This window comes from Rhodohalobacter sp. SW132 (assembly GCF_003390325.1).
Taxonomy (GTDB): domain Bacteria; phylum Bacteroidota; class Rhodothermia; order Balneolales; family Balneolaceae; genus SW132.
The window spans coordinates 716,955-735,011 of sequence record NZ_QUOK01000001.1; the positions used below are offsets into that span (position 1 = coordinate 716,955).

Consider the following 18,057-nt stretch of genomic DNA (forward strand, 5'->3'; position numbering starts at 1 on the left):
ATAACGCTTACTGTAGTAGCCCTGCTATATTAAAACACTCAAGAGCAACTGGTTGCTATGGATGATGATCGGAAAAAACAGTACGAGAAAATTGCAGAGAAAATTTTCTCGAAACCACCTGCTGAAAGACGCAGATATTTAAAAGAGATAAAAAATAAAGATCTGGAATATTACGAACGTATCGAGTATCTGATTCGGTTTATGACCAGCCGGGAAGAGGATCTGGATGATTACGCTCACACTCAGATCAAACGCATGCTTGATGATCTCCACAGTGAAGATGATGATGAATGATCAGGTTATACCTTTTCCCCTAAAAGATTCCAGTTTTAAAAGGTTATGCAGAAATTCCCAGGGTTGATTCGCGAAGTGTAATAACCATTGTGCTTATCCATTCCCCTTTTCAGTAAGCCTTTCGCATTGAGTGGAGATCTACCCTCTTCTGGTAACTCCTAAAAATGAGCGGCTTAAAGTCCGAAGTGACTCTTTCTGTGCAGCTTGCCCCAAGAATTCGTGAAGGAAAAATATTAACTGCCCGGGAACAATTCTGATCTTTTGACGTTCATTTAGTTCATTAATTGTTGAACCTAATGAACTTTAGTTTTATCTTTCAGTATGAACAAAAAGAAATTGGAATACATAGAAAACACCGGGTTGATGTTCGAGGCTTTTGGCATGACGAGAATGTCCGGCCGTTTTTTCGGATATCTCGTTGTGAACGACAAAGATGCTGCCTCCTTTAATGATATTAAAGAAGCACTAAATGCCAGTAAAGGCAGTATCAGCGGAACTTCATCACAACTGCTGAATGCCGGGCTGATCGAGCAGGTTTCACTTCCCGGAGACCGTAAAACCTATTACAGGTTGAGTAAAGACAGGGTTGGAAGTATCCTGAAAGCCAGAACTAAATTATTCGAACAATTTGCAAAAACCCTCGTAGAAGGAAGAAGCCTGAAGAATCGCGAAGATGATGTTTCCGAATGGCTGCTTGAAATTTCAACCTTCTACAGCTGGATTGGTGATCAGATTGATGAGACTCTTGAAGAGTGGGAAAAGAATAAAAAAGAAATCATAAAAAAGAAGAGGTCTGAATATGAAAAGCGGGAGAAATAACGATGCGATTTTTGAGAAATTAGCGATGGTATTTCGGCAAATGGACCAGAAAATTGACACGTGGGTTCGGCATTTTATCGAGGAGCTCGATAACCAATACAAATAATAACCGCGATGTTCTTCCAAATATGGGGTGAAGGATATGAAATCAAAGCTGAGAGAATACTACCCGGCATTAATACTACTGTTCATATTTATTACGATAGGGCTCACCATACCCTTTAAGGCAGCAGCCCAAAATGCCACCGAAATCATTGACCGGATGGAGGAGGTAATGCGCGGTGAATCGAGCGTGGCCGAAATGACCATGACCATTGAACGCCCCCGCTACACCCGTGATATCAGCATGAAAGCGTGGTCGCTGGGCGAAGACTTTTCACTTATTCTGATAACCGCTCCTGCCCGTGATCAGGGCACAACCTACCTGAAGCGCCGGAACGAGATCTGGAACTACGTTCCCAACATCGACCGAACTATAAAGATGCCCCCGTCGATGATGTCCCAGTCGTGGATGGGCTCCGATTTCACCAACGATGACCTGGTTCGGGAAAGCTCCACAGTGGATGATTACGAACACAGAATTCTGCGCGAAGAAGAGTACAACGGCCGCGATGCCTGGGTTCTCGAACTCATCCCGAAACCCGACACCCCGATAGTCTACGGCAAGGTCCTGATGTGGGTCGATAAGAAGCATTATATCCAGTTAAAAGTAGAGAATTACGATCAGCGTGATGAGTTGGCAAATACCATAGAATTTTCGGAAATCGGGGAAATGGGGGGCAGGACATTCCCTGCAAAAATGACGCTCACCCCGGCCGACAAACCAGATCATCAAACAGTTATGGAATACCGAAACTTGGAATTTGATGTTGATTTGAGTGAATCGTTTTTTACACAGCAGAATATGAGGAGAGTAAGGTGAGTGAAAAGTAAAAACGGAAAAGTGAAAAATTTTATATCGAACATTTTTCACTTTTATCTTTTGCCTTTTCACTTGTAAATATGATGACACACTGAAAAACTGCAGCCCTGATATACTGAAACCATGTACCTAAAACTAGCCTGGCGAAATATCTGGAGGAACAAGCGGCGGACGCTGATTACCGTCAGTTCGGTGATGTTTGCCGTGGTTTTTGCCTTGTTCCTGGAGTCGCTCGAGCGGGGTGCGCATGATGTGATGATCGATAACATGACCCGCTTTCACACCGGCTATATCCAGGTACAGGATTACCGGTTTGAAGATGAGCCTTCTCTCGATAACGCTTTTTATTATGATGATTCTTTGTCAGACCAGGTAACCGGACTTGAACCGGTTGAGTATACCATCCCCCGAATTGAAACCTTTATGCTGGCCGCCGGCGCCGAGGTAACGCGTGGGGCTATTGTGATGGGTATTGATGTTGACCGGGAAGACCAGCTTAACGACCTGAAAGATCGCCTGACAGAAGGGCGCTTTTTTGAACCGGGTGATGGAACCGCGGTTGTAACCGAAGGATTGGCCAACCGGCTCAACCTTGCTGTGGGAGATTCCCTGGTTTTGCTCGGTCAGGGCCGGTTTGGGATGACCGCATCCGGGCTGTATGAAATATCCGGACTTCTGCGCCATCCCACCCGTGAGATGAACAACCAGCTTGTCTATCTCTCGCTGCCCGATGCACAATGGCTTCTCTCTGCAGATGATCACATAACCGCATTGCTTGTTACACCCAACCGCGTACGCGACACCGAATCGATTGCCCGCCAACTGAGATCCGAACTTGAAAATGAAGAATTAGCTGTTTTTACATGGCGTGAGCTGATACCGGAATTGGTGGAAGCCCTTGAGTTTGACCAGGCACAATCACGCCTGATGATGGGAATTCTTTATGTGGTGATCGGTTTTGGCATCTTCGGCACTATCCTGACCATGACCCTTGAAAGGATGAGGGAATTTGGCATCCTTTTGTCAGTGGGAATGCAGCGCATTAAGCTCGCATTCGTGGTCTTCATCGAAACCTTTTTTATCACCATAATGGGCGTGCTGGCAGGTTATGCTCTGGGCATTTTCCCCATTCTCTATTTTTATTTCAACCCGATTGAACTGGGAGGTGACATGGAAGAAGTGGTTGCCGAATTTGGTATTGAACCCATCATGCCGACTGCTATTGCTCCGGATATTTTTCTCTGGCAGGGGCTGATGGTTTTCATCCTTACAACCATCATCTGTTTATATCCCACAATTAAAATCTTAACCCTGAAAATTTTGGAAGCGTCACGAGCTTGATGTTATTAAAGATAAAACCTCGAAAACTCCCCCTTTGAAGGGGGCTGGGGGGATGATCTCCCGAATTTAGATTATTGGACAAATGAACAGTTCAAACCTGTATTACAACAAAAAATTAAAAGAATTTGCACGCCGGCTTCGTAAGCAAGCCACTAAGGCTGAAGTGAACCTATGGAACGAGGTTTTGCGTGGCAGGCAGATGTATGGGTATACATTTTTGCGACAACGTCCTGTTCTGTTTTTCATTGCTGATTTCATGTGTAAAGAATTGATGCTGATTATTGAAGTTGATGGATATACACACGAGTGGGAGGAACAATGGGTATTGGATCAATCAAGACAGAGTAAACTTGAAGAACTGGGCTTTATCGTTATTAGATTTACAGATGAGGAGATTTTACATGATATCAGGAATGTAGAAAGGGTCATTGAATCATGGATTGAGGATCATCCCCCTGTCCCCCTTCGAAGGGGGAACTCGCTGAATTCCTCTTCAACACGCTAAGCTAAAATATGAAAATGCTCTTATCCATATCATGGCGAAACATCTGGAGGCATCCGGCGCGGAGCGGTGTGCTGATCATGGCGATTATTGCGGGGCTTTGGGCCGGAATCCTGGTTTCGGCACTTACCAACGGCTGGATTCATCAGCGTTTTGTGAATATGATCCAGGAGGAAATCACCCATGCCCAAATTCACCATCCGGAGTATCTTACCGAAAGAGAACCATGGATGTATATTGAAAATCCGGACGATATTTTCACATTCCTTGATAGGGATGCTCGTGTGAACTCATGGTCGGCCCGCACACTGACTGATGGTATGATACAATCACCGCTTACATCTTCAGGCGTACAGATCCGGGGCGTGCAAACCGATCGTGAACGTGCAACAACCACCTTCCACGAAAACCTGACAGAGGGTGATTATCTCGACAGTGAACTCCGAAATCCAGTGCTGCTGGGGGAAAGGCTTGCTGATAAACTCAATGTTGAGGTTGGAAATCGTATCGTACTCACATTCCAGGATCTGGATAATGAGATCACCTCGGGCTCATTTACTATTTCGGGTCTGTTCCGCACGGCGTCTAATCCGTATGATGAACGGAATGTGTTTGTGCGTAATGAGGATTTACAGGAACTGCTCGGAGATGCAGTCTTCCATGAAATCGCAGTGATGCTTCAGGATGAAGATCTCAGTGATGCGGTTACCGGCGATATCAACAACGAATTCGAAAATATTACAGCGGAATCCTGGTATGAACTCTCTCCCGAGCTCCGGTATATCACCGATATGGGTGGCGGACTGATCGTGTACATCATGGCCGTAATTATGCTGGCACTTGCGTTCGGAATTCTCAATACCATGCTGATGGCCATCTTTGAACGCATGCGCGAACTTGGTATGCTGCTGGCCATCGGGATGAACAAGATGCGGGTATTTTTTATGATCATGCTGGAGTCTGTTATCCTGACTCTGACCGGGGCGGCCGGCGGGCTGCTTCTGGCCTGGTTAACACTGGAATACCTTGGAGAAAAAGGAATTGATATGACCGCAGTGGGAGGTGAATCTATGGCAGAGTTTGGTTACGATGCCGTCGTTTATCCCATCGCCTATACTAATGATTATATCACAACCATAACCCTAGTAGTGATCACCGCACTCCTTGCTGCTATTTACCCGGCGTTCAAGGCGTTGAGGCTGAATCCGGGGGAGGTGGTAAGGGAGTAAAAGTAGTGCAGTTTGTCAGTGTCAACAGTGTGTCAGAATCATTTACAGAGCTTCATGACACACTCTAAAATTGATGACACTGGCACACTGATCCCTGACACACTGATAAACTGTTGACACTGTAAAACTGAAAACCATGGCAATCATAGCAACCCACAACCTCTCAAAAGTCTACAATCCTGATACAGTTCCCGTGCATGCGCTTCGTGATGTGAGCCTTGAATTTGAAGAGGGCGAATTTACAACGGTGCGTGGACCCTCGGGTTCCGGGAAGACTACACTTTTGAATATGATCGGCGGCCTCGACGTACCCACTGAAGGGTTTGTAGAGATAGACGGCACACGAATCACCGGTATGAAAGACCGTGAGCTGATTAACTTCCGGCTGAATAATATCGGGTTTGTGTTCCAGGCGTATAACCTGATTCCGGTTTTCACCGCGTATGAAAACGTATCGTTCATTATGCTTCTTCAAAAGCGCGATAAAGCAGAGATGAAAGAGCGGTCGGAAGAACTGCTGACGGCAATGGGACTTAGTAAAAAATTCAACTCCCGTCCCAAGCAGCTTTCAGGCGGCGAGCAGCAGCGGGTGGCTGTAGCGCGGGCACTTGCTTCACGGCCAAAGTTTATTCTCGCCGATGAACCCACCGCCAACCTCGACACCGACTCCGCCATGAATCTGCTCGACATGATGGAAAAGATGAACCAGGAGGAAAACGTCACCTTTATCTTCTCCACCCACGACCAGCGCGTGATTGACCGGGCGAGGCGGGTGATTACGATGGTTGATGGCGCGATTGATAAGGATGAGAAGAAGAGTCCCCCTTCGAAGGGGGAAAGCGAGCGGAGCGAGCAGGGGGATGATTCACTGAGTTAAGATACGGCTGAAATATTCATTTTTTAGCTTTGTGTACCCAACTTTTCATCCCCCATTGCCCTCCACCAGCTGGCGGAGGGACACTCCTGAAGCAGTTAATATCCCGAACTCACATTGAATATTTCTCTCATAAATGAAATACCTAACCCTCATACTAATCCTCTCCCTCTGGGCCACAACCACACACGCCCAGACCGACAACCTGCGTATCAGCGGATATGTGCAGGGGATGCCCGTTTGGATCCATGCAGATCTGCCAGAACCTTTTGATCGCGACTCTTTCTGGGAATACCGCCTGCAGAACAGGCTGAATATTCGGTATGATGTTTCTTCGAGCTTGACGTTTAACTGGCAAATGAGAACCCGGTTTTTTGCCGGTGATCTTGTCAGCGACCTGAATGATATTCCGGGATTATCCTATGCAGATCTGATTGATATCGATGATGGTTATGCAGATTTATCATGGGTTATCGCAGATCAGGATAACTTTTTGATACACTACATCCCCGACCGCCTGAATCTCGACTGGTACAATGACAACTGGCGGGTAACGGTGGGCCGTCAGCGAATTAACTGGGGGATCAACATGGTGACCAACCCGAACGACCTGTTCAATATCTACTCATTTTATGAGTTTGATTATCCCGAGCGCCCCGGCGCCGATGCTGTCCGAATTCAGCATTTCATCGACTGGGCATCGCGTGTGGAGGTGGCGTTCAGTCCGGCGCGGGAGATGAAAAATTCTGTGGTCGCGGCACTTTATGGATTTAATACGAGAAGTTATGATGTGCAATTCATCACCGGCTACTACCGCAACCGGCTGGGGGTGGGCGGGGGCTGGGCCGGCAGTATCCGACAGTCCGGTTTTAAGGGAGAGGTGATGCTCTTTACGGACCTGGAAGAAAACCTGGCCGGTAATCGCAAATCCAATCTCGTTGTTGCACTTTCCGGGGATCATATGTTTGATAACAGCCTGTTTCTGGTTGTGGAAGGCCTCTATAACAAGGATGGCGGGCAAGATCAGTTTCAGCTTCTGGGTGAACCATTATCAGCCGACAATCCCTCCTTTTCACGATTTCAGTTCACTGGGTCAGGGAGTTATCCCTTTTCACCGGTCTGGAACGGAACACTGGCTACAATCTGGTATCCTGATGAACGGGCTGTTTTCATCTCACCATCGATCACACATTCGCTTACGCAGAATGTAGATGTGAACCTTCTGTCACAGCTGTTTATCGGCAGTGATGATTCCGTGTTTGCCAATGCCGGAAGTGTGGTTGCGGGCTCGGTAAAATGGAATTTCTAAACGCATTATTTCCCGTTATTCCGTATCTCCCTCTGCCTCATCGGCATACTGTCGATCCGTCCAAATAGCTGGTCAATCTCAACAATCTCGACGGCCCGAATTTTTACACCCCCGTCTTTCCCGAGTAAAATAAAAGTGAACGTATCAGATTCATCCCAGTATCTGTTTCGAAGCCGGTCTGCACTTCTGTCCGTGATTCTTCTCCCATCCAGGTGCGATTCCCCTTCTGTGAAAACCGACACAACCATCAAATCACGATCGGCCATTCCGGCCGTTTCAGATTTCAGAAGTTCAGCCTGTCGATGGTAATGCTCATCCGCACTGTCCGTTGCAAAGAGAAGTATCACCCGGTTTTCCCAGCGGTACTCACTCAGGTTCAAATCAATCGGATCTGTTGTTGATGATGACATCTCAATTGCAGATAATAATAGGATTACGATCAGGGCTGAACTTTTCACGGGCCTGTTGGTTTTCCTTCTTCAACCATAACCTATCATAAAACCATTCCTCCTTAATGAAAAACCGGATTTCGATACGAAAAGCAACGGCTGATGATGCCGAATCAATTGCAGAGTTTAATATTGCAATGGCGATGGAGACGGAACAGAAGAAGCTCGAAAGAGATGGGATTGAACCCGGAGTAAAAGCGTTGTTTGATCACCCCGAATACGGATTTTACCTTGTCGCAGAGTCAGGTGATGAAATAATCGGGTCATTGATGGTTACCAAAGAGTGGAGCGACTGGCGAAACGGACTCTTCTGGTGGATCCAAAGCGTGTATGTGATTCCGGAATTTCGCAGGCGTGGTGTTTACCGTGCGATGTACGAGAAGGTGAAACAACTGGCGGATCAGGCCGAAACCGTCTGCGGGTTTCGGCTATATGTTGAAAAAGAGAACACCGTTGCTCAGCAAACGTATCTAAGTCTTGGGATGAAAGAGACGCATTACAAAATGTTTGAAGAGATCACTTGAATTATAATCTCCTTTAAACTCAAAAATAGTAACGGATGCCAAATGCGCCGTTGCCCGCAAACTCGGTATCCGGAGTGAGATCCAGGATCGGTACCGCTTCAACAAAAAGATCGAACGGGCTGTTTTCGAATACGTAATTGAGGCCGAGCGGAATTCTTACACCGGCGGTTGGATCACCTGCAAATATCGCCCTGGCTCCAATACCGTAATAAAACCCAAGTTGCCCTCGATTAACATCCCCAAACCAGGAGTGGAACAGGTAATCGGCATGGAGGTGGATCGCCTCATTTCTGCCGGAAAGTGACCAGGCCGCACCAATATTCAGTGCTGTTCGGCTGCTTGTCCACGCTTTAACAGATAAGCCTGTCGGTTCACCGAACATAATGCCAATCCCAACATTCCCGCCGTTTCCAGTATCCGCCTGAGCGTGTGCTGAATTCAACTGCAGAAATGTTAACATGAATGCTAAAGTGAATACTGCGAGTAGTTTGTTTCTTTTCATTTTTGGCAATTTATTCTTGAATGGATGAATATCGAAATCATCAATTAATTTATATTGTGGATTCGGGAAGCATACTCATCTAAACCTTCAACTCCTGGCAAACTACTTTGTTTCAACCATTTTAGATATACGGTTATACAGATTATTTGCTCACGAATTCTATCCCTTAAAACCTTACTTCCGATACCTTAAATTTTTATTTCAAGACTCGTAAAGATTTGGATCGGATTTCATAAAATCGTTTACTCTACTTTGTTTTCACTCTTTTTAGAAAAATCATTTCCCCCAAGAACATCTAATAGGATCGCCTGCTCGATGTAACTCCGTTCTTCAAGTTTAGTGGGAATACGAATCACCAGGTGAATTTCGCCCGGTGCCGGCACTGTAATTCGAACCCGTGGCTCCACAGACGGGATATCGAGTCCCTTTTGATCACTGATTTTCTCCATGTATTTCCGGGCTTCCGAAATATACTCTTTGCTGTGGTCAACTGCAGAATTGTGAAAAGCCTCTTTTGCCTTCATCCAGTCGTCCTCGCGTTTAAACGGAACGGTAAATACATGCAGAACATAATCGTGTGTAAAACTCTCATTAATCAGTGGCTCCGAAACAAACAGTGCGTTTGGAATAACGGTCATCCGTCCGGTTCTCTGATGTGTGAGCTTTCCCGGACCCACTTCAAGAATCGTCGTAGCCAGAAGATTCTGATCAATTACATCCCCCCTGAAGTCTTTAATCTGTATTCTGTCACCGATGTTGAATGATCTCGCCCCCGACTTCAGAACCGACCCGGAGACACAAAGGATCAGCTCTTTGGTAGCAACCACAAGTGCAACTGCAATGGCCACTACCGACAGTGCCAGCGTGCGCAATTCTTCGCCCCAGATAATGATCAAACCCAGTACAAACAGAAGAATCAACCCGTTTCGGGATTGAACAATCCACTTTCTGCGCAGATCCTGCGATGGTACAGTTCGCCGAATGAACCTTCCGGTGACGTAGCGCAATATGGCTACAAGGAGAAACAGAATCACCGTACTGATCAGCAAATTAGCGATCGGGGCTGAGAAGGTGAACGCGTCAGGATTTATCTCTGATGTACCAAACATTTGATATCAACTCTAATTTGATTTAAAAAAGATCGGAAGCTTTTACGGCTGTTTTCGGCGGATGATCCCGGATGGCAGCTGATCGTTCCGCACACCCTCATCAATTACGGCTGTGCCGTTTACAAACACCCACTCAAATCCCTCGGCATATTGATGAGGATCTTCAAACGTGGCGTTATCCCATACATTGGCCGGATCAAAAATCAGCAAGTCAGCTGCAAAACCTTCACGAATCAAACCGCGGCGAATGTCTGTTTTTGATGAATCTGTAAGTCCCAAAGTTTCGGCCGGAAGTCCGCTCATTTTGTAGATCGCTTCTTCGAGCGGCATCAGGTTCTCTTCATTCACATACTGGCGAATAATTCGCGCAAAACTTCCATACCCGCGCGGATGACGCATTTCCGGGCCGCCGTCACTGCTTACCATCACGTAGGGATCGGTTAAAAATCGCTTCATCACCTCCTCATTCATCACAAAATAGGCAGCGCTTGCACCTTCCGGACCAATATCATCAATCAATACATCCTCAAACGGTTTGTTCAGTTCCTCTGCCACATCGGCCAGGGTTTGACCGATCCAGGGTTCCGTGCCAAAGAGTGTAGCTTCAGGGCCGTTTCTGAGATTCACCCGGTTTCTGAGATATTCAGCCAGCTCATCTCTGCGGTTTTCCACCACTTCACTGAATTCATTAGGCGGACGCGCCCACTCCGGAAAAATAATGCCGATTGTTGTAAAACTGGCTACGTAGGGATATAGATCCGCCGTGATGGTGAGCCCTTCATCCCGCGCTTCATTCATCAAGTCAAGTACATCTTCGGCCCGCTGAGGATCATCCGCATATACAATTTTCAGATGGGAAATGTTTAACGGAGCTCCGGATTCACGCGCAATATTCAAAATTTCGGTTACAGATGATTCAATTCGGTCATCATCCTCACTTCTTACATGCCCCATGATCATTCCCCCGTTTTCTGCAGCCGTGTTTGCGAGAGCCACCAATTCCGGCATCCCTGCGTAACTTCCGGGTTCAAACTCGAGTCCGTACGAAAGACCGAAAGATCCTGCCCGCATCGACTCAGAGAGAATTTCTTTCATCCGGCTCAGATATTCATCATTCGGTTCGGAATTGCGGGGTGAATCTGTAAGGTTTCGGAGCGTACTGTGCCCTGTTAAGTGTATCACACCGGGACCGGTTGATATGTCATCAACTTCTTCCATCCAACCGGCAACATCCTCTCCGCCCAGACTTCTGCCGATGAGCCCAAGCGTGATTGTAGTAACGCCCTGGGAAAGAAAATTATCAAACCGCGGTGTTTCCTGCGGCACCCCCCTGGAATGAACGTCCACAAATCCGGGCGAAACCGTACGGCCGTTAGCATCAATTGTTTGTTTTGCAGTAAAATCACCGGGATCAAAATCCCCAACTTTTTCAATTATGCCATCCTTTACAAGAACATGGCCTGAAAATGCTTCAGAGCCGCTACCATCGATGATTGATCCGTTTTTTATCAGCAGATCATATTCCTGGCCTGAACAGGAAACAGCAATCCACAGCAGCGGAATCCAAAAAAGTAAGCGCAGTGATGAGGTCATGATATCTTTTAATATGAGTTCGAGCTGATTTTTCGACGAATGACACCTGCAGGCAATGTTTGATTCAGCACACCTTCATCAATTACGGCCGTTCCGTTTACAAACACCCACTCAAATCCTTCGGCATATTGATGAGGATCTTCAAACGTGGCGTTATCCCGAACATCGGCCGGATCAAAAATCAAAAGGTCGGCAGCAAATCCTTCACGAATCAAACCGCGAGGAGTGTCTGTTTTTGAGGTATCCGTCAGACCCAGGGTTTCGGCCGGAAGCCCGCTCATTTTGTAGATCGCCTCTTCGAGCGGCATCAGGTTCTCTTCGTTTATATACTGACGAATAATTTTCGCAAAACTTCCATATCCGCGCGGATGGCGCATGGTTGGGCTGCCATCAGAACTGATCATTACGTGTGGATCAAGCATAAATCGTTTCATTACCTCTTCATCCATCACAAAATAAGCTGCACTTGCGCCGCGCGGGCCGATGTCGTCAATCAGTACATCTTCGAATGGTTTGTCCAGCTCATCGGCAACTTCAGCGAGTGTCATTCCCGCCCAGGGATCCGTTCCAAAAAGCGTAGCTTCCGGACCATTTCTGAGATTCACCCGGTTTCTGAGATATTCCGCCAGCTCACCTCTGCGATTCTCTACAACCTCATCAAAATCGTTTGGCGGCAGTGCCCACTCGGGAAATACAATTGCTATGCCGGTAAAACTTGCTGTATATGGATAAACATCTGCCGTAATTTGGACACCATCCTCGCGCGCTTCGTCCATCAGAGCCAATACCGATTCAGCCTGTCCGGGATCATCCCCAAATACAATCTTGATGTGGGATGCGTGAACATTTGCACCCGATCCGCGACCCTGGCTGATCAGTTCCCTTACAGACGCTTCAATTTCATCATCATCTTCGCTGCGCATATGGCTCATCACCAGGGCGCCTGCATCCGCCACCGGTTCAGCAAGCGCAACAAGTTCATCCATATCCGCAAATGTACCGTGATCGTACTCAAGTCCGGTTGTTAACCCAAAAGCGCCGGCTTCCAGCGCCCGCTGAAGGATCGTCTGCATTTCTTCGATGTATGAAGAGTCAAGCCCCGTTATTCGCGGCGCATCAACCGCTTGCCGGAGCGAATTGTGGCCGGCAAAGTATACGATATTCGGGCCGGTTCCTGTTTGATCCACCTCATCCATCCAGGCGTTTACATCATCGAGGCCGGGGCTGCGTCCATCCTGGCCCAGGCTGACGGTTGTAACTCCCATCGAAAGAAAATTATCAAAGCGCGGGGTATCAAGCGGATTTCCGTGTGAGTGTGTATCGATAAAACCCGGAGAAACGATTCGTCCATCCGCATCAATCACCGTTGTAACTCTGCTGCGATCGGGATCAATCTCACCTACTGCTTCAATCACTCCATTATGAACCAGGATATTTCCCTGTGTGATTTCTCCTCCCGTTCCGTCGGCGATAGAGGCGTTTGTTATTAGCAGATCGTAGGTGCGGTCATCTGCAGAGCCGGTACATGAAATGAGAAGCAGAGAGAGAAAAAGCAGAGCAGATCGCAAAAGATTTTGAATCATAATCGGGTAACTGGTTAAAAGTGATCGCTGGCAGGATAATACAGAAGCGGCTGAGCATCTGCAATGATACGGATTGGAAACCATTTTCAACAACGAGATGATTATTTGGTATATTTGTAAAAAAACAGTCCATGACTGAATCTGAGAAAAACGAGCTCAAGATCCTGATCGGTGAACACATCCACTCGATAAAGGAAGAGATCATTGAGCTCACGGAATTAACAAAGCCGGTTTCACTGGACGCCTCTATCGGCCGCCTCTCCCGGATGGATGCGATAAACAACAAGGCGATCAATGAGAAAGCATTACGCGAGAAAAAACGGACTCTGCAAAAGCTGGAGCGTGCGCAGGAGAGAGATGAAGAAGACAAACTTGGCACCTGCCTGAAGTGCGGAAATGAGATCCCGTTCGGGCGGTTAAAAATTATGCCCTATACCACACGGTGCGTTCAGTGCTCGGGGAGATGATGGTGCTATAGAGATCGCTGTCAGGTGATGGAACCGCAGTGTCGCGGGGCCGCTGATAGAATGAAAACCGTGGTGTCTTTAAAAACTTCAGTTGCAGAAATTGTTCGAGAGCTTAATGCATGCAATTGGATTTTTGTGACTTCCGGATGTTTGGGGCCGTAGAAGTAAGAATTCAATGTGATGAAACCATCAACCGGAATTCTTTGAAACGGGTGCTTCTCCATTTTCCATCTCCAGGTAGATTCGCTGCTTTACAGCATCACCCACAAACGAGATTCCTGCATTGATCGCCACGAGGCCAAACAACCCGATCCAGAACCAGAGTGCCATATGGCCAAGGTCGAACTCTGCCGGGCTATTCCCTTTGATGATTATTGCTTCCCCGATAAAATTGATTCCAAGCCCAACAAGCGTCACACCAATTACCGAGTGACGCCACCATTTCTTTTTATAGTCCATAACTATTTCTGTCAGTTTTGTTGATGAGTTTGCAGTGTGCTGCAAGGTCTTACTGCATATTTACAGAAACAGAATCGGTTTTGGACGTGCAATGGTTCCGTTGGTGAAATATTCCGGTTTGGGAGTGTTATGGTTCCAATAATTCCGGATCTGATTTTCTTGAGCACAAAAAGAAAACCAATTCATATTACCTCACTTATTCGCCAACCTCAGCAATCTCTTGTTCCGGTTTCACAGAGGTGGGGGTAAAGATTTCTGCTACCGCGTCGTGAAGTTTAACGGCGAGTTCTTTTCGGTCGTCTGACTGAATGGTCTCTTCCCGGAAACGGATGGTGCAGTCGGTTCGCCTGTTTTGTGCAAATTTGACTACATGACTGCCAAACGATTCACGTCCGCCGAAGAAGCAAACGCTATCCACAGCAGGAGGGTCTTTCGGTGCTGTTTCGTAGTGCAGGGAAGCGGCGTAAACCGGACGGTTGGTTGCCGCAGGATACTGTAGCAGTGACGCGTGGAAATCTTTTACTTCGTATCCGCCGGTAGACGTGCCTTCGGGAAATACAATCAGTCCCTGGAATTCATTCAGCGAATTTGTGATCAGTTCATTTACTCGTTTTACATCCGTTCGTCGATTTCTATCAACAAAAATCACACCGACAGAATCTACCATCTTTCCAAGAATCGGCCAGCTCCTCACCTCTTTTTTTGCTACAAACGTACAGCGCAATTGGAGGTAAAGCGGTATGATATCAAGATACCCCATATGGTTACACACTATAAAAAAAGGAGCTTTTGGCGGTTTTCCCTCGGCTTTTACACGAATATTAAATATCAGTGCGGCAGCACGGCTCCAGTTACGCATGAAGAAATTTCGCCATCTTTCGTAGCGGAAGGGAGTGAGTTTGATCAGTCCGAGAACTATCATGTAAATGGACCAAAATATCAGTGTAAAAACTGTAAGTGTTCCCAATTTCAGATAAGCGATAACCTTTCTCATAATACAATTCAGAATATTCCTGATTCTCTGTTTCAGCTGTATCCGGCAAATATAGCATATTTAGAGACCGATTGTCAGCGCTGGTTTACAGGATATCATAGTTGTCCAAAATAATTTTGAAGTTTGCAAAAGCATCTGTTTTAAGAGGATAATGACGGATTATATACCATAAATAAAATCAATCCTCATCATTCCATCGCAGAGGTTCGCTGATATAATCGCTGAGTTCCGCAGATAGGCTACTGTCCAAATATCGCAGCTCGGCGGAGTACTTTGCGAATCGCTACCGAGAATAAAAAAATCTAAATCATTTATATCGAAGTATTGCCAGGTTAGATTTCAGCATTTTGGACAGTTGTGACAGGGTATCATGGAGAGTTGAAAACATACATCAGCATGTTCACTCCAAACTGAAGCGCTGCATCTGTGATGTGCTGCGGATTGCTATGCTGATCGTAAGCCCAGCCGTCTGACGGATTCGATTCGTATGTGTAGAGCAGCACCATCCGGCCGTTGTGAAAGAGTCCGAATGCCTGGGGCGGAAGCCCGTCGTGTTCGTGAACTTTTGGCGGACGCCCCTCCGGGAATGAGTAAACATTGCTATAGATGGGGTGATCTGCCGGGAGTTCAATCAGCTCCTCATCCGGGAAAATCCGCTGTAAAATTGGGCGCACATACTCATCCATGCCGTAATCATCATCTACATGCAGAAAACCGCCGTTTTCAAGGTATCGGCGAAGATTTTCCATTTCGGAATCATTCACCGTGATGTTGCCGTGGCCGGTTATGAATAGAAATGGATAGTTAAAAATATCACGGCTGCCGAGCTGAACATCATCATACCGCGTGCTGATGCTGATGGGATGATTTTCACGGGCGTAGCGCGCGAGATTGGTAAGTGCTGTAGGTGAGCTATACCAGTCGCCCCCACCACGATACTGAACCCGCGCAATTTTGAAATCGCCGTTATCCTGAGCTTCAAGAATGGGAACAAGAACAAATGGGAGAAGAAAAACGAGTAGTGCTAAAAGGTTTTTCACGAACGTCAGGGGGTCAGAAATCAAAATTCAGAGATTGCTCGGCACTACATTACGTGCCATCCTTTAATATATTATTTTATCACAACAATGAACCGGAAATTGCTATTTCTTCTCTTCTGAAATCTGACTCCTGCATTCTGATCACGCAAATTCATCCAGGTCTTTCTTTTTGTTTGCCCCTTTCAGAATGGTATGCGATTCGTCATGCGCTTCGTCCGGTTCCAGGTGGATGGTGATGATGGCATCGGTCTTTAAGGAGTCAATCAGTTTTCTTTCAAGGATTGTGGCTTCATCGTGGGCATCTTTCAGGTTGATTTCATCATCAAAAACAAGATGAAACTCAATCCAGGTAGTGTTGCCGGATGTGCGATGGCGAAGATGGTGCCACCCGTTGGCTTTATCCGGGAGCTGCTCATTCAGTACGCGGGTCAGCGCACTATCGGCCGATGGGTTACGGGTATCCATCAGCCCTTTTACCGAGAAGCTGAGCAGTTTGTACGCCTCATACATGATGTATCCGGCAATCAGCAGGCTGACAATCACATCAATAAAAAGCCACCCGGTAAAATGTATGATCACAAGCGCTATCACAACACCGCCGCTTGTCCATACATCGGTAAGCGTGTGTTTTCCGTTACTGACGGCGATCATGTTATCGTGTTTACGTCCTATCCGCAGGACGTAGCTTCCAAGAACCAGGTTGATCAGCGCAGCCGCTACCAGCAGGATGATACCGGCGCCCATGTTCACAATTTCGATACCGGTGATCATGCTCTCGAACGCATGGTAGAGAATAGAAAGCCCGGCAACGATGATGATGGCTCCCTCCGCTCCGACTGATAAAAACTCCACCCGCTCGTGCCCGTAATGATGGTCTTCATCGGCCGGTTTAATACTCAAATAATACCCATACACCACAAATAATACGGCAAAAAGATGAACCACCGATTCGGCAGCATCAGACAACGCCGCAGTGGAATCTGTGATGACAAAAGCTGCAATCTTCAGGGAGAGCGAGAAAAGCGAAACAAACAGGCTGATAAGCAGTGCTCGTTTTACTTCGTCGAAAGTTGCCATCGGTTCTGAGAATCTTAGTGGATGAAAAGAAAATAGTACTCAGGCAGACTGTAAATTACCAATTTTATTCCGAAATAATGTAAATATCCCTACATAATTCCACGGACAGATGCTACGGCTACAACAGCAGCAAGAAGCCAGAGATAATATGAGAAGACACGGAACTGTGCTTTGTAGAGCAGGTGAATCACAATTTTGAGGGCAAAAATCCCGACAATTGCAGAAACTATAAACGCGGTGATTAATACGGGGGCAGAGAGCGTCAGCCCGCCAAGGCTCATCACCTCAATCGTTTGAAGCAGTGATGCGCCCAGAATGGTTGGAATAGCCAGGAAAAAGCTGTATTCAGCCGCCCATTTACGCTGCATACCGGCAAAAAGGGCAAACGCGATGGTCATTCCGCTTCGGCTCAGTCCCGGCATCAGGGCAAAAGCCTGTGCGGTTCCAATGATAATCGCCATTCCGATACCAATTTGGCGCAGCCCGATTTTCCGTGGCGGCAGTTTATCTGTAAACCAGAGAATCACGCCGGTCGTAGCAAGCGTACCGCTTATGATCAGCGGATTCGCAAACACCTGCTCGAACATCGCTTTCAATGGGAAGCCGATCGCGCCGGTCATAAATACAGAAAGCAGACCGAGAAACGTAAGTTTGCGGTATAACTCGCCAATGGGCGTGCTTTCACCGGTTTTTAGCTCATAAAACCCGGAGAGTGTATTTTGAATGAACTTGGATAGGCTGTCACGAAAAACGTAAGCGATGGAGACCAGCGTGCCTACATGCACAATCAGATCAAACAGAATCATCTCCGGCGAATCGGGATCGGGCAACACAACACCGCGGCTGATCAGAAAGTGCTGAACCAGCGCCAGGTGGCTGGTAGAGCTGACCGGGAAAAACATAAAAATCCCCTGAATGATACCTAATAAAATTGCTACCCAAATGGCCATTTGAAAAATAGAATAAAAGA

20 protein-coding genes are annotated in these 18,057 nt (G+C 46.9%); 10 read left to right on the forward strand and 10 right to left on the reverse strand.

Translation table 11 applies throughout. The features are described from left to right. The first annotated feature begins 57 nt into the window (after positions 1 to 57). From DYD21_RS03065 to DYD21_RS03100, 8 genes are all read left to right on the forward strand, one after another. Positions 58 to 294 carry a hypothetical protein gene (locus DYD21_RS03065; protein ID WP_116032136.1) on the forward strand — a complete coding sequence of 79 codons (237 nt, stop codon included), beginning with the start codon at positions 58 to 60 and terminating at the stop codon, positions 292 to 294. Between the two features lie 321 nt (positions 295 to 615). Next, positions 616 to 1,113 (forward strand): GbsR/MarR family transcriptional regulator, encoded by a 498-nt coding sequence (locus DYD21_RS03070; protein ID WP_116032140.1) that lies wholly within the window; start codon positions 616 to 618, stop codon positions 1,111 to 1,113. 142 nt (positions 1,114 to 1,255) lie between these two features. Further along, positions 1,256 to 2,035, forward strand: coding sequence for an outer membrane lipoprotein-sorting protein (locus tag DYD21_RS03075; RefSeq protein WP_116032142.1), 780 nt, complete (start codon positions 1,256 to 1,258; stop codon positions 2,033 to 2,035). A gap of 123 nt (positions 2,036 to 2,158) precedes the next feature. Continuing rightward, positions 2,159 to 3,376, forward strand: coding sequence for an FtsX-like permease family protein (locus tag DYD21_RS03080; protein WP_116032146.1), 1,218 nt, complete (start codon positions 2,159 to 2,161; stop codon positions 3,374 to 3,376). 82 nt (positions 3,377 to 3,458) lie between these two features. Continuing rightward, positions 3,459 to 3,881: an endonuclease domain-containing protein gene (locus tag DYD21_RS03085; RefSeq protein WP_116032150.1), complete on the forward strand. Its 423-nt coding sequence runs from the start codon at positions 3,459 to 3,461 to the stop codon at positions 3,879 to 3,881. An 8-nt stretch (positions 3,882 to 3,889) separates the two neighbouring features. Then, a complete protein-coding gene (locus DYD21_RS03090) occupies positions 3,890 to 5,107 on the forward strand; it encodes an FtsX-like permease family protein (RefSeq protein ID WP_116032155.1) in 1,218 nt (405 codons plus the stop codon). 136 nt (positions 5,108 to 5,243) lie between these two features. Beyond that, a complete protein-coding gene (locus DYD21_RS03095; protein ID WP_116032158.1) occupies positions 5,244 to 5,984 on the forward strand; it encodes an ABC transporter ATP-binding protein in 741 nt (246 codons plus the stop codon). A 133-nt stretch (positions 5,985 to 6,117) separates the two neighbouring features. Further along, positions 6,118 to 7,290, forward strand: coding sequence for a hypothetical protein (locus DYD21_RS03100; RefSeq protein WP_116032162.1), 1,173 nt, complete (start codon positions 6,118 to 6,120; stop codon positions 7,288 to 7,290). Between the two features lie 5 nt (positions 7,291 to 7,295). On the opposite strand, the gene DYD21_RS03105 is transcribed toward DYD21_RS03100, so the two are convergent. Beyond that, entirely contained in the window at positions 7,296 to 7,748 is a 453-nt protein-coding gene (locus tag DYD21_RS03105) for a DUF4174 domain-containing protein (protein WP_147303480.1), read from the reverse strand. Between the two features lie 56 nt (positions 7,749 to 7,804). Here DYD21_RS03105 and DYD21_RS03110 point away from each other — a divergent pair, with 56 nt between their 5' ends. Continuing rightward, a complete protein-coding gene (locus DYD21_RS03110) occupies positions 7,805 to 8,263 on the forward strand; it encodes a GNAT family N-acetyltransferase (protein WP_116032169.1) in 459 nt (152 codons plus the stop codon). A gap of 19 nt (positions 8,264 to 8,282) precedes the next feature. Here DYD21_RS03110 and DYD21_RS03115 read toward each other — a convergent pair whose 3' ends face one another. From DYD21_RS03115 to DYD21_RS03130, 4 genes are all read right to left on the reverse strand, one after another. Continuing rightward, complete coding sequence (locus DYD21_RS03115) at positions 8,283 to 8,765, reverse strand: hypothetical protein (protein ID WP_233505466.1); 483 nt, start codon at positions 8,763 to 8,765, stop codon at positions 8,283 to 8,285. 242 nt (positions 8,766 to 9,007) lie between these two features. Further along, on the reverse strand, positions 9,008 to 9,874 hold the full coding sequence (locus tag DYD21_RS03120; protein ID WP_116032175.1) for a mechanosensitive ion channel family protein: 867 nt from the start codon (positions 9,872 to 9,874) through the stop codon (positions 9,008 to 9,010). 42 nt (positions 9,875 to 9,916) lie between these two features. Next, on the reverse strand, positions 9,917 to 11,467 hold the full coding sequence (locus tag DYD21_RS03125) for an amidohydrolase family protein (protein WP_116032178.1): 1,551 nt from the start codon (positions 11,465 to 11,467) through the stop codon (positions 9,917 to 9,919). Positions 11,468 to 11,475: 8 nt separating this feature from the next. Beyond that, a complete protein-coding gene (locus DYD21_RS03130) occupies positions 11,476 to 13,050 on the reverse strand; it encodes an amidohydrolase family protein (protein WP_116032182.1) in 1,575 nt (524 codons plus the stop codon). Between the two features lie 131 nt (positions 13,051 to 13,181). Between DYD21_RS03130 and DYD21_RS03135 the strand changes: the two genes are divergently transcribed. After that, the gene (locus DYD21_RS03135; protein WP_116032186.1) at positions 13,182 to 13,517 is read left to right on the forward strand and encodes a TraR/DksA C4-type zinc finger protein; all 336 of its coding nucleotides are present in this window, start codon (positions 13,182 to 13,184) and stop codon (positions 13,515 to 13,517) included. A gap of 189 nt (positions 13,518 to 13,706) precedes the next feature. Here DYD21_RS03135 and DYD21_RS03140 read toward each other — a convergent pair whose 3' ends face one another. From DYD21_RS03140 to DYD21_RS03160, 5 genes are all read right to left on the reverse strand, one after another. Further along, positions 13,707 to 13,976, reverse strand: a complete 270-nt coding sequence (locus DYD21_RS03140) for a hypothetical protein (protein ID WP_116032190.1) — start codon at positions 13,974 to 13,976, stop codon at positions 13,707 to 13,709. A 196-nt stretch (positions 13,977 to 14,172) separates the two neighbouring features. After that, positions 14,173 to 14,970: a 1-acyl-sn-glycerol-3-phosphate acyltransferase gene (locus DYD21_RS03145; protein WP_116032194.1), complete on the reverse strand. Its 798-nt coding sequence runs from the start codon at positions 14,968 to 14,970 to the stop codon at positions 14,173 to 14,175. A gap of 368 nt (positions 14,971 to 15,338) precedes the next feature. Beyond that, entirely contained in the window at positions 15,339 to 16,034 is a 696-nt protein-coding gene (locus DYD21_RS03150; protein WP_233505467.1) for a DUF4159 domain-containing protein, read from the reverse strand. A 117-nt stretch (positions 16,035 to 16,151) separates the two neighbouring features. Further along, positions 16,152 to 17,087 (reverse strand): cation diffusion facilitator family transporter, encoded by a 936-nt coding sequence (locus tag DYD21_RS03155; RefSeq protein WP_116032198.1) that lies wholly within the window; start codon positions 17,085 to 17,087, stop codon positions 16,152 to 16,154. 89 nt (positions 17,088 to 17,176) lie between these two features. Continuing rightward, on the reverse strand, positions 17,177 to 18,037 hold the full coding sequence (locus DYD21_RS03160; RefSeq protein WP_116032201.1) for an undecaprenyl-diphosphate phosphatase: 861 nt from the start codon (positions 18,035 to 18,037) through the stop codon (positions 17,177 to 17,179). Between the last annotated feature and the right edge of the window lie 20 nt (positions 18,038 to 18,057).

Excerpts from the sequence above, each read along its gene's own strand:
- DYD21_RS03145 (WP_116032194.1), bottom strand. The coding sequence starts at position 14,970 with ATGAGAAAGGTTATCGCTTATCTGAAATTGGGAACACTTACAGTTTTT.
- DYD21_RS03065 (WP_116032136.1), top strand. The coding sequence starts at position 58 with ATGGATGATGATCGGAAAAAACAGTACGAGAAAATTGCAGAGAAAATT.
- DYD21_RS03085 (WP_116032150.1), top strand. The coding sequence starts at position 3,459 with ATGAACAGTTCAAACCTGTATTACAACAAAAAATTAAAAGAATTTGCA.
- DYD21_RS03135 (WP_116032186.1), top strand. The coding sequence starts at position 13,182 with ATGACTGAATCTGAGAAAAACGAGCTCAAGATCCTGATCGGTGAACAC.
- DYD21_RS03075 (WP_116032142.1), top strand. The coding sequence starts at position 1,256 with ATGAAATCAAAGCTGAGAGAATACTACCCGGCATTAATACTACTGTTC.
- DYD21_RS03110 (WP_116032169.1), top strand. The coding sequence starts at position 7,805 with ATGAAAAACCGGATTTCGATACGAAAAGCAACGGCTGATGATGCCGAA.
- DYD21_RS03140 (WP_116032190.1), bottom strand. The coding sequence starts at position 13,976 with ATGGACTATAAAAAGAAATGGTGGCGTCACTCGGTAATTGGTGTGACG.
- DYD21_RS03155 (WP_116032198.1), bottom strand. The coding sequence starts at position 17,087 with ATGGCAACTTTCGACGAAGTAAAACGAGCACTGCTTATCAGCCTGTTT.
- DYD21_RS03100 (WP_116032162.1), top strand. The coding sequence starts at position 6,118 with ATGAAATACCTAACCCTCATACTAATCCTCTCCCTCTGGGCCACAACC.
- DYD21_RS03095 (WP_116032158.1), top strand. The coding sequence starts at position 5,244 with ATGGCAATCATAGCAACCCACAACCTCTCAAAAGTCTACAATCCTGAT.
- DYD21_RS03130 (WP_116032182.1), bottom strand. The coding sequence starts at position 13,050 with ATGATTCAAAATCTTTTGCGATCTGCTCTGCTTTTTCTCTCTCTGCTT.
- DYD21_RS03115 (WP_233505466.1), bottom strand. The coding sequence starts at position 8,765 with ATGAAAAGAAACAAACTACTCGCAGTATTCACTTTAGCATTCATGTTA.
- DYD21_RS03125 (WP_116032178.1), bottom strand. The coding sequence starts at position 11,467 with ATGACCTCATCACTGCGCTTACTTTTTTGGATTCCGCTGCTGTGGATT.
- DYD21_RS03160 (WP_116032201.1), bottom strand. The coding sequence starts at position 18,037 with ATGGCCATTTGGGTAGCAATTTTATTAGGTATCATTCAGGGGATTTTT.
- DYD21_RS03120 (WP_116032175.1), bottom strand. The coding sequence starts at position 9,874 with ATGTTTGGTACATCAGAGATAAATCCTGACGCGTTCACCTTCTCAGCC.
- DYD21_RS03080 (WP_116032146.1), top strand. The coding sequence starts at position 2,159 with ATGTACCTAAAACTAGCCTGGCGAAATATCTGGAGGAACAAGCGGCGG.
- DYD21_RS03070 (WP_116032140.1), top strand. The coding sequence starts at position 616 with ATGAACAAAAAGAAATTGGAATACATAGAAAACACCGGGTTGATGTTC.
- DYD21_RS03090 (WP_116032155.1), top strand. The coding sequence starts at position 3,890 with ATGAAAATGCTCTTATCCATATCATGGCGAAACATCTGGAGGCATCCG.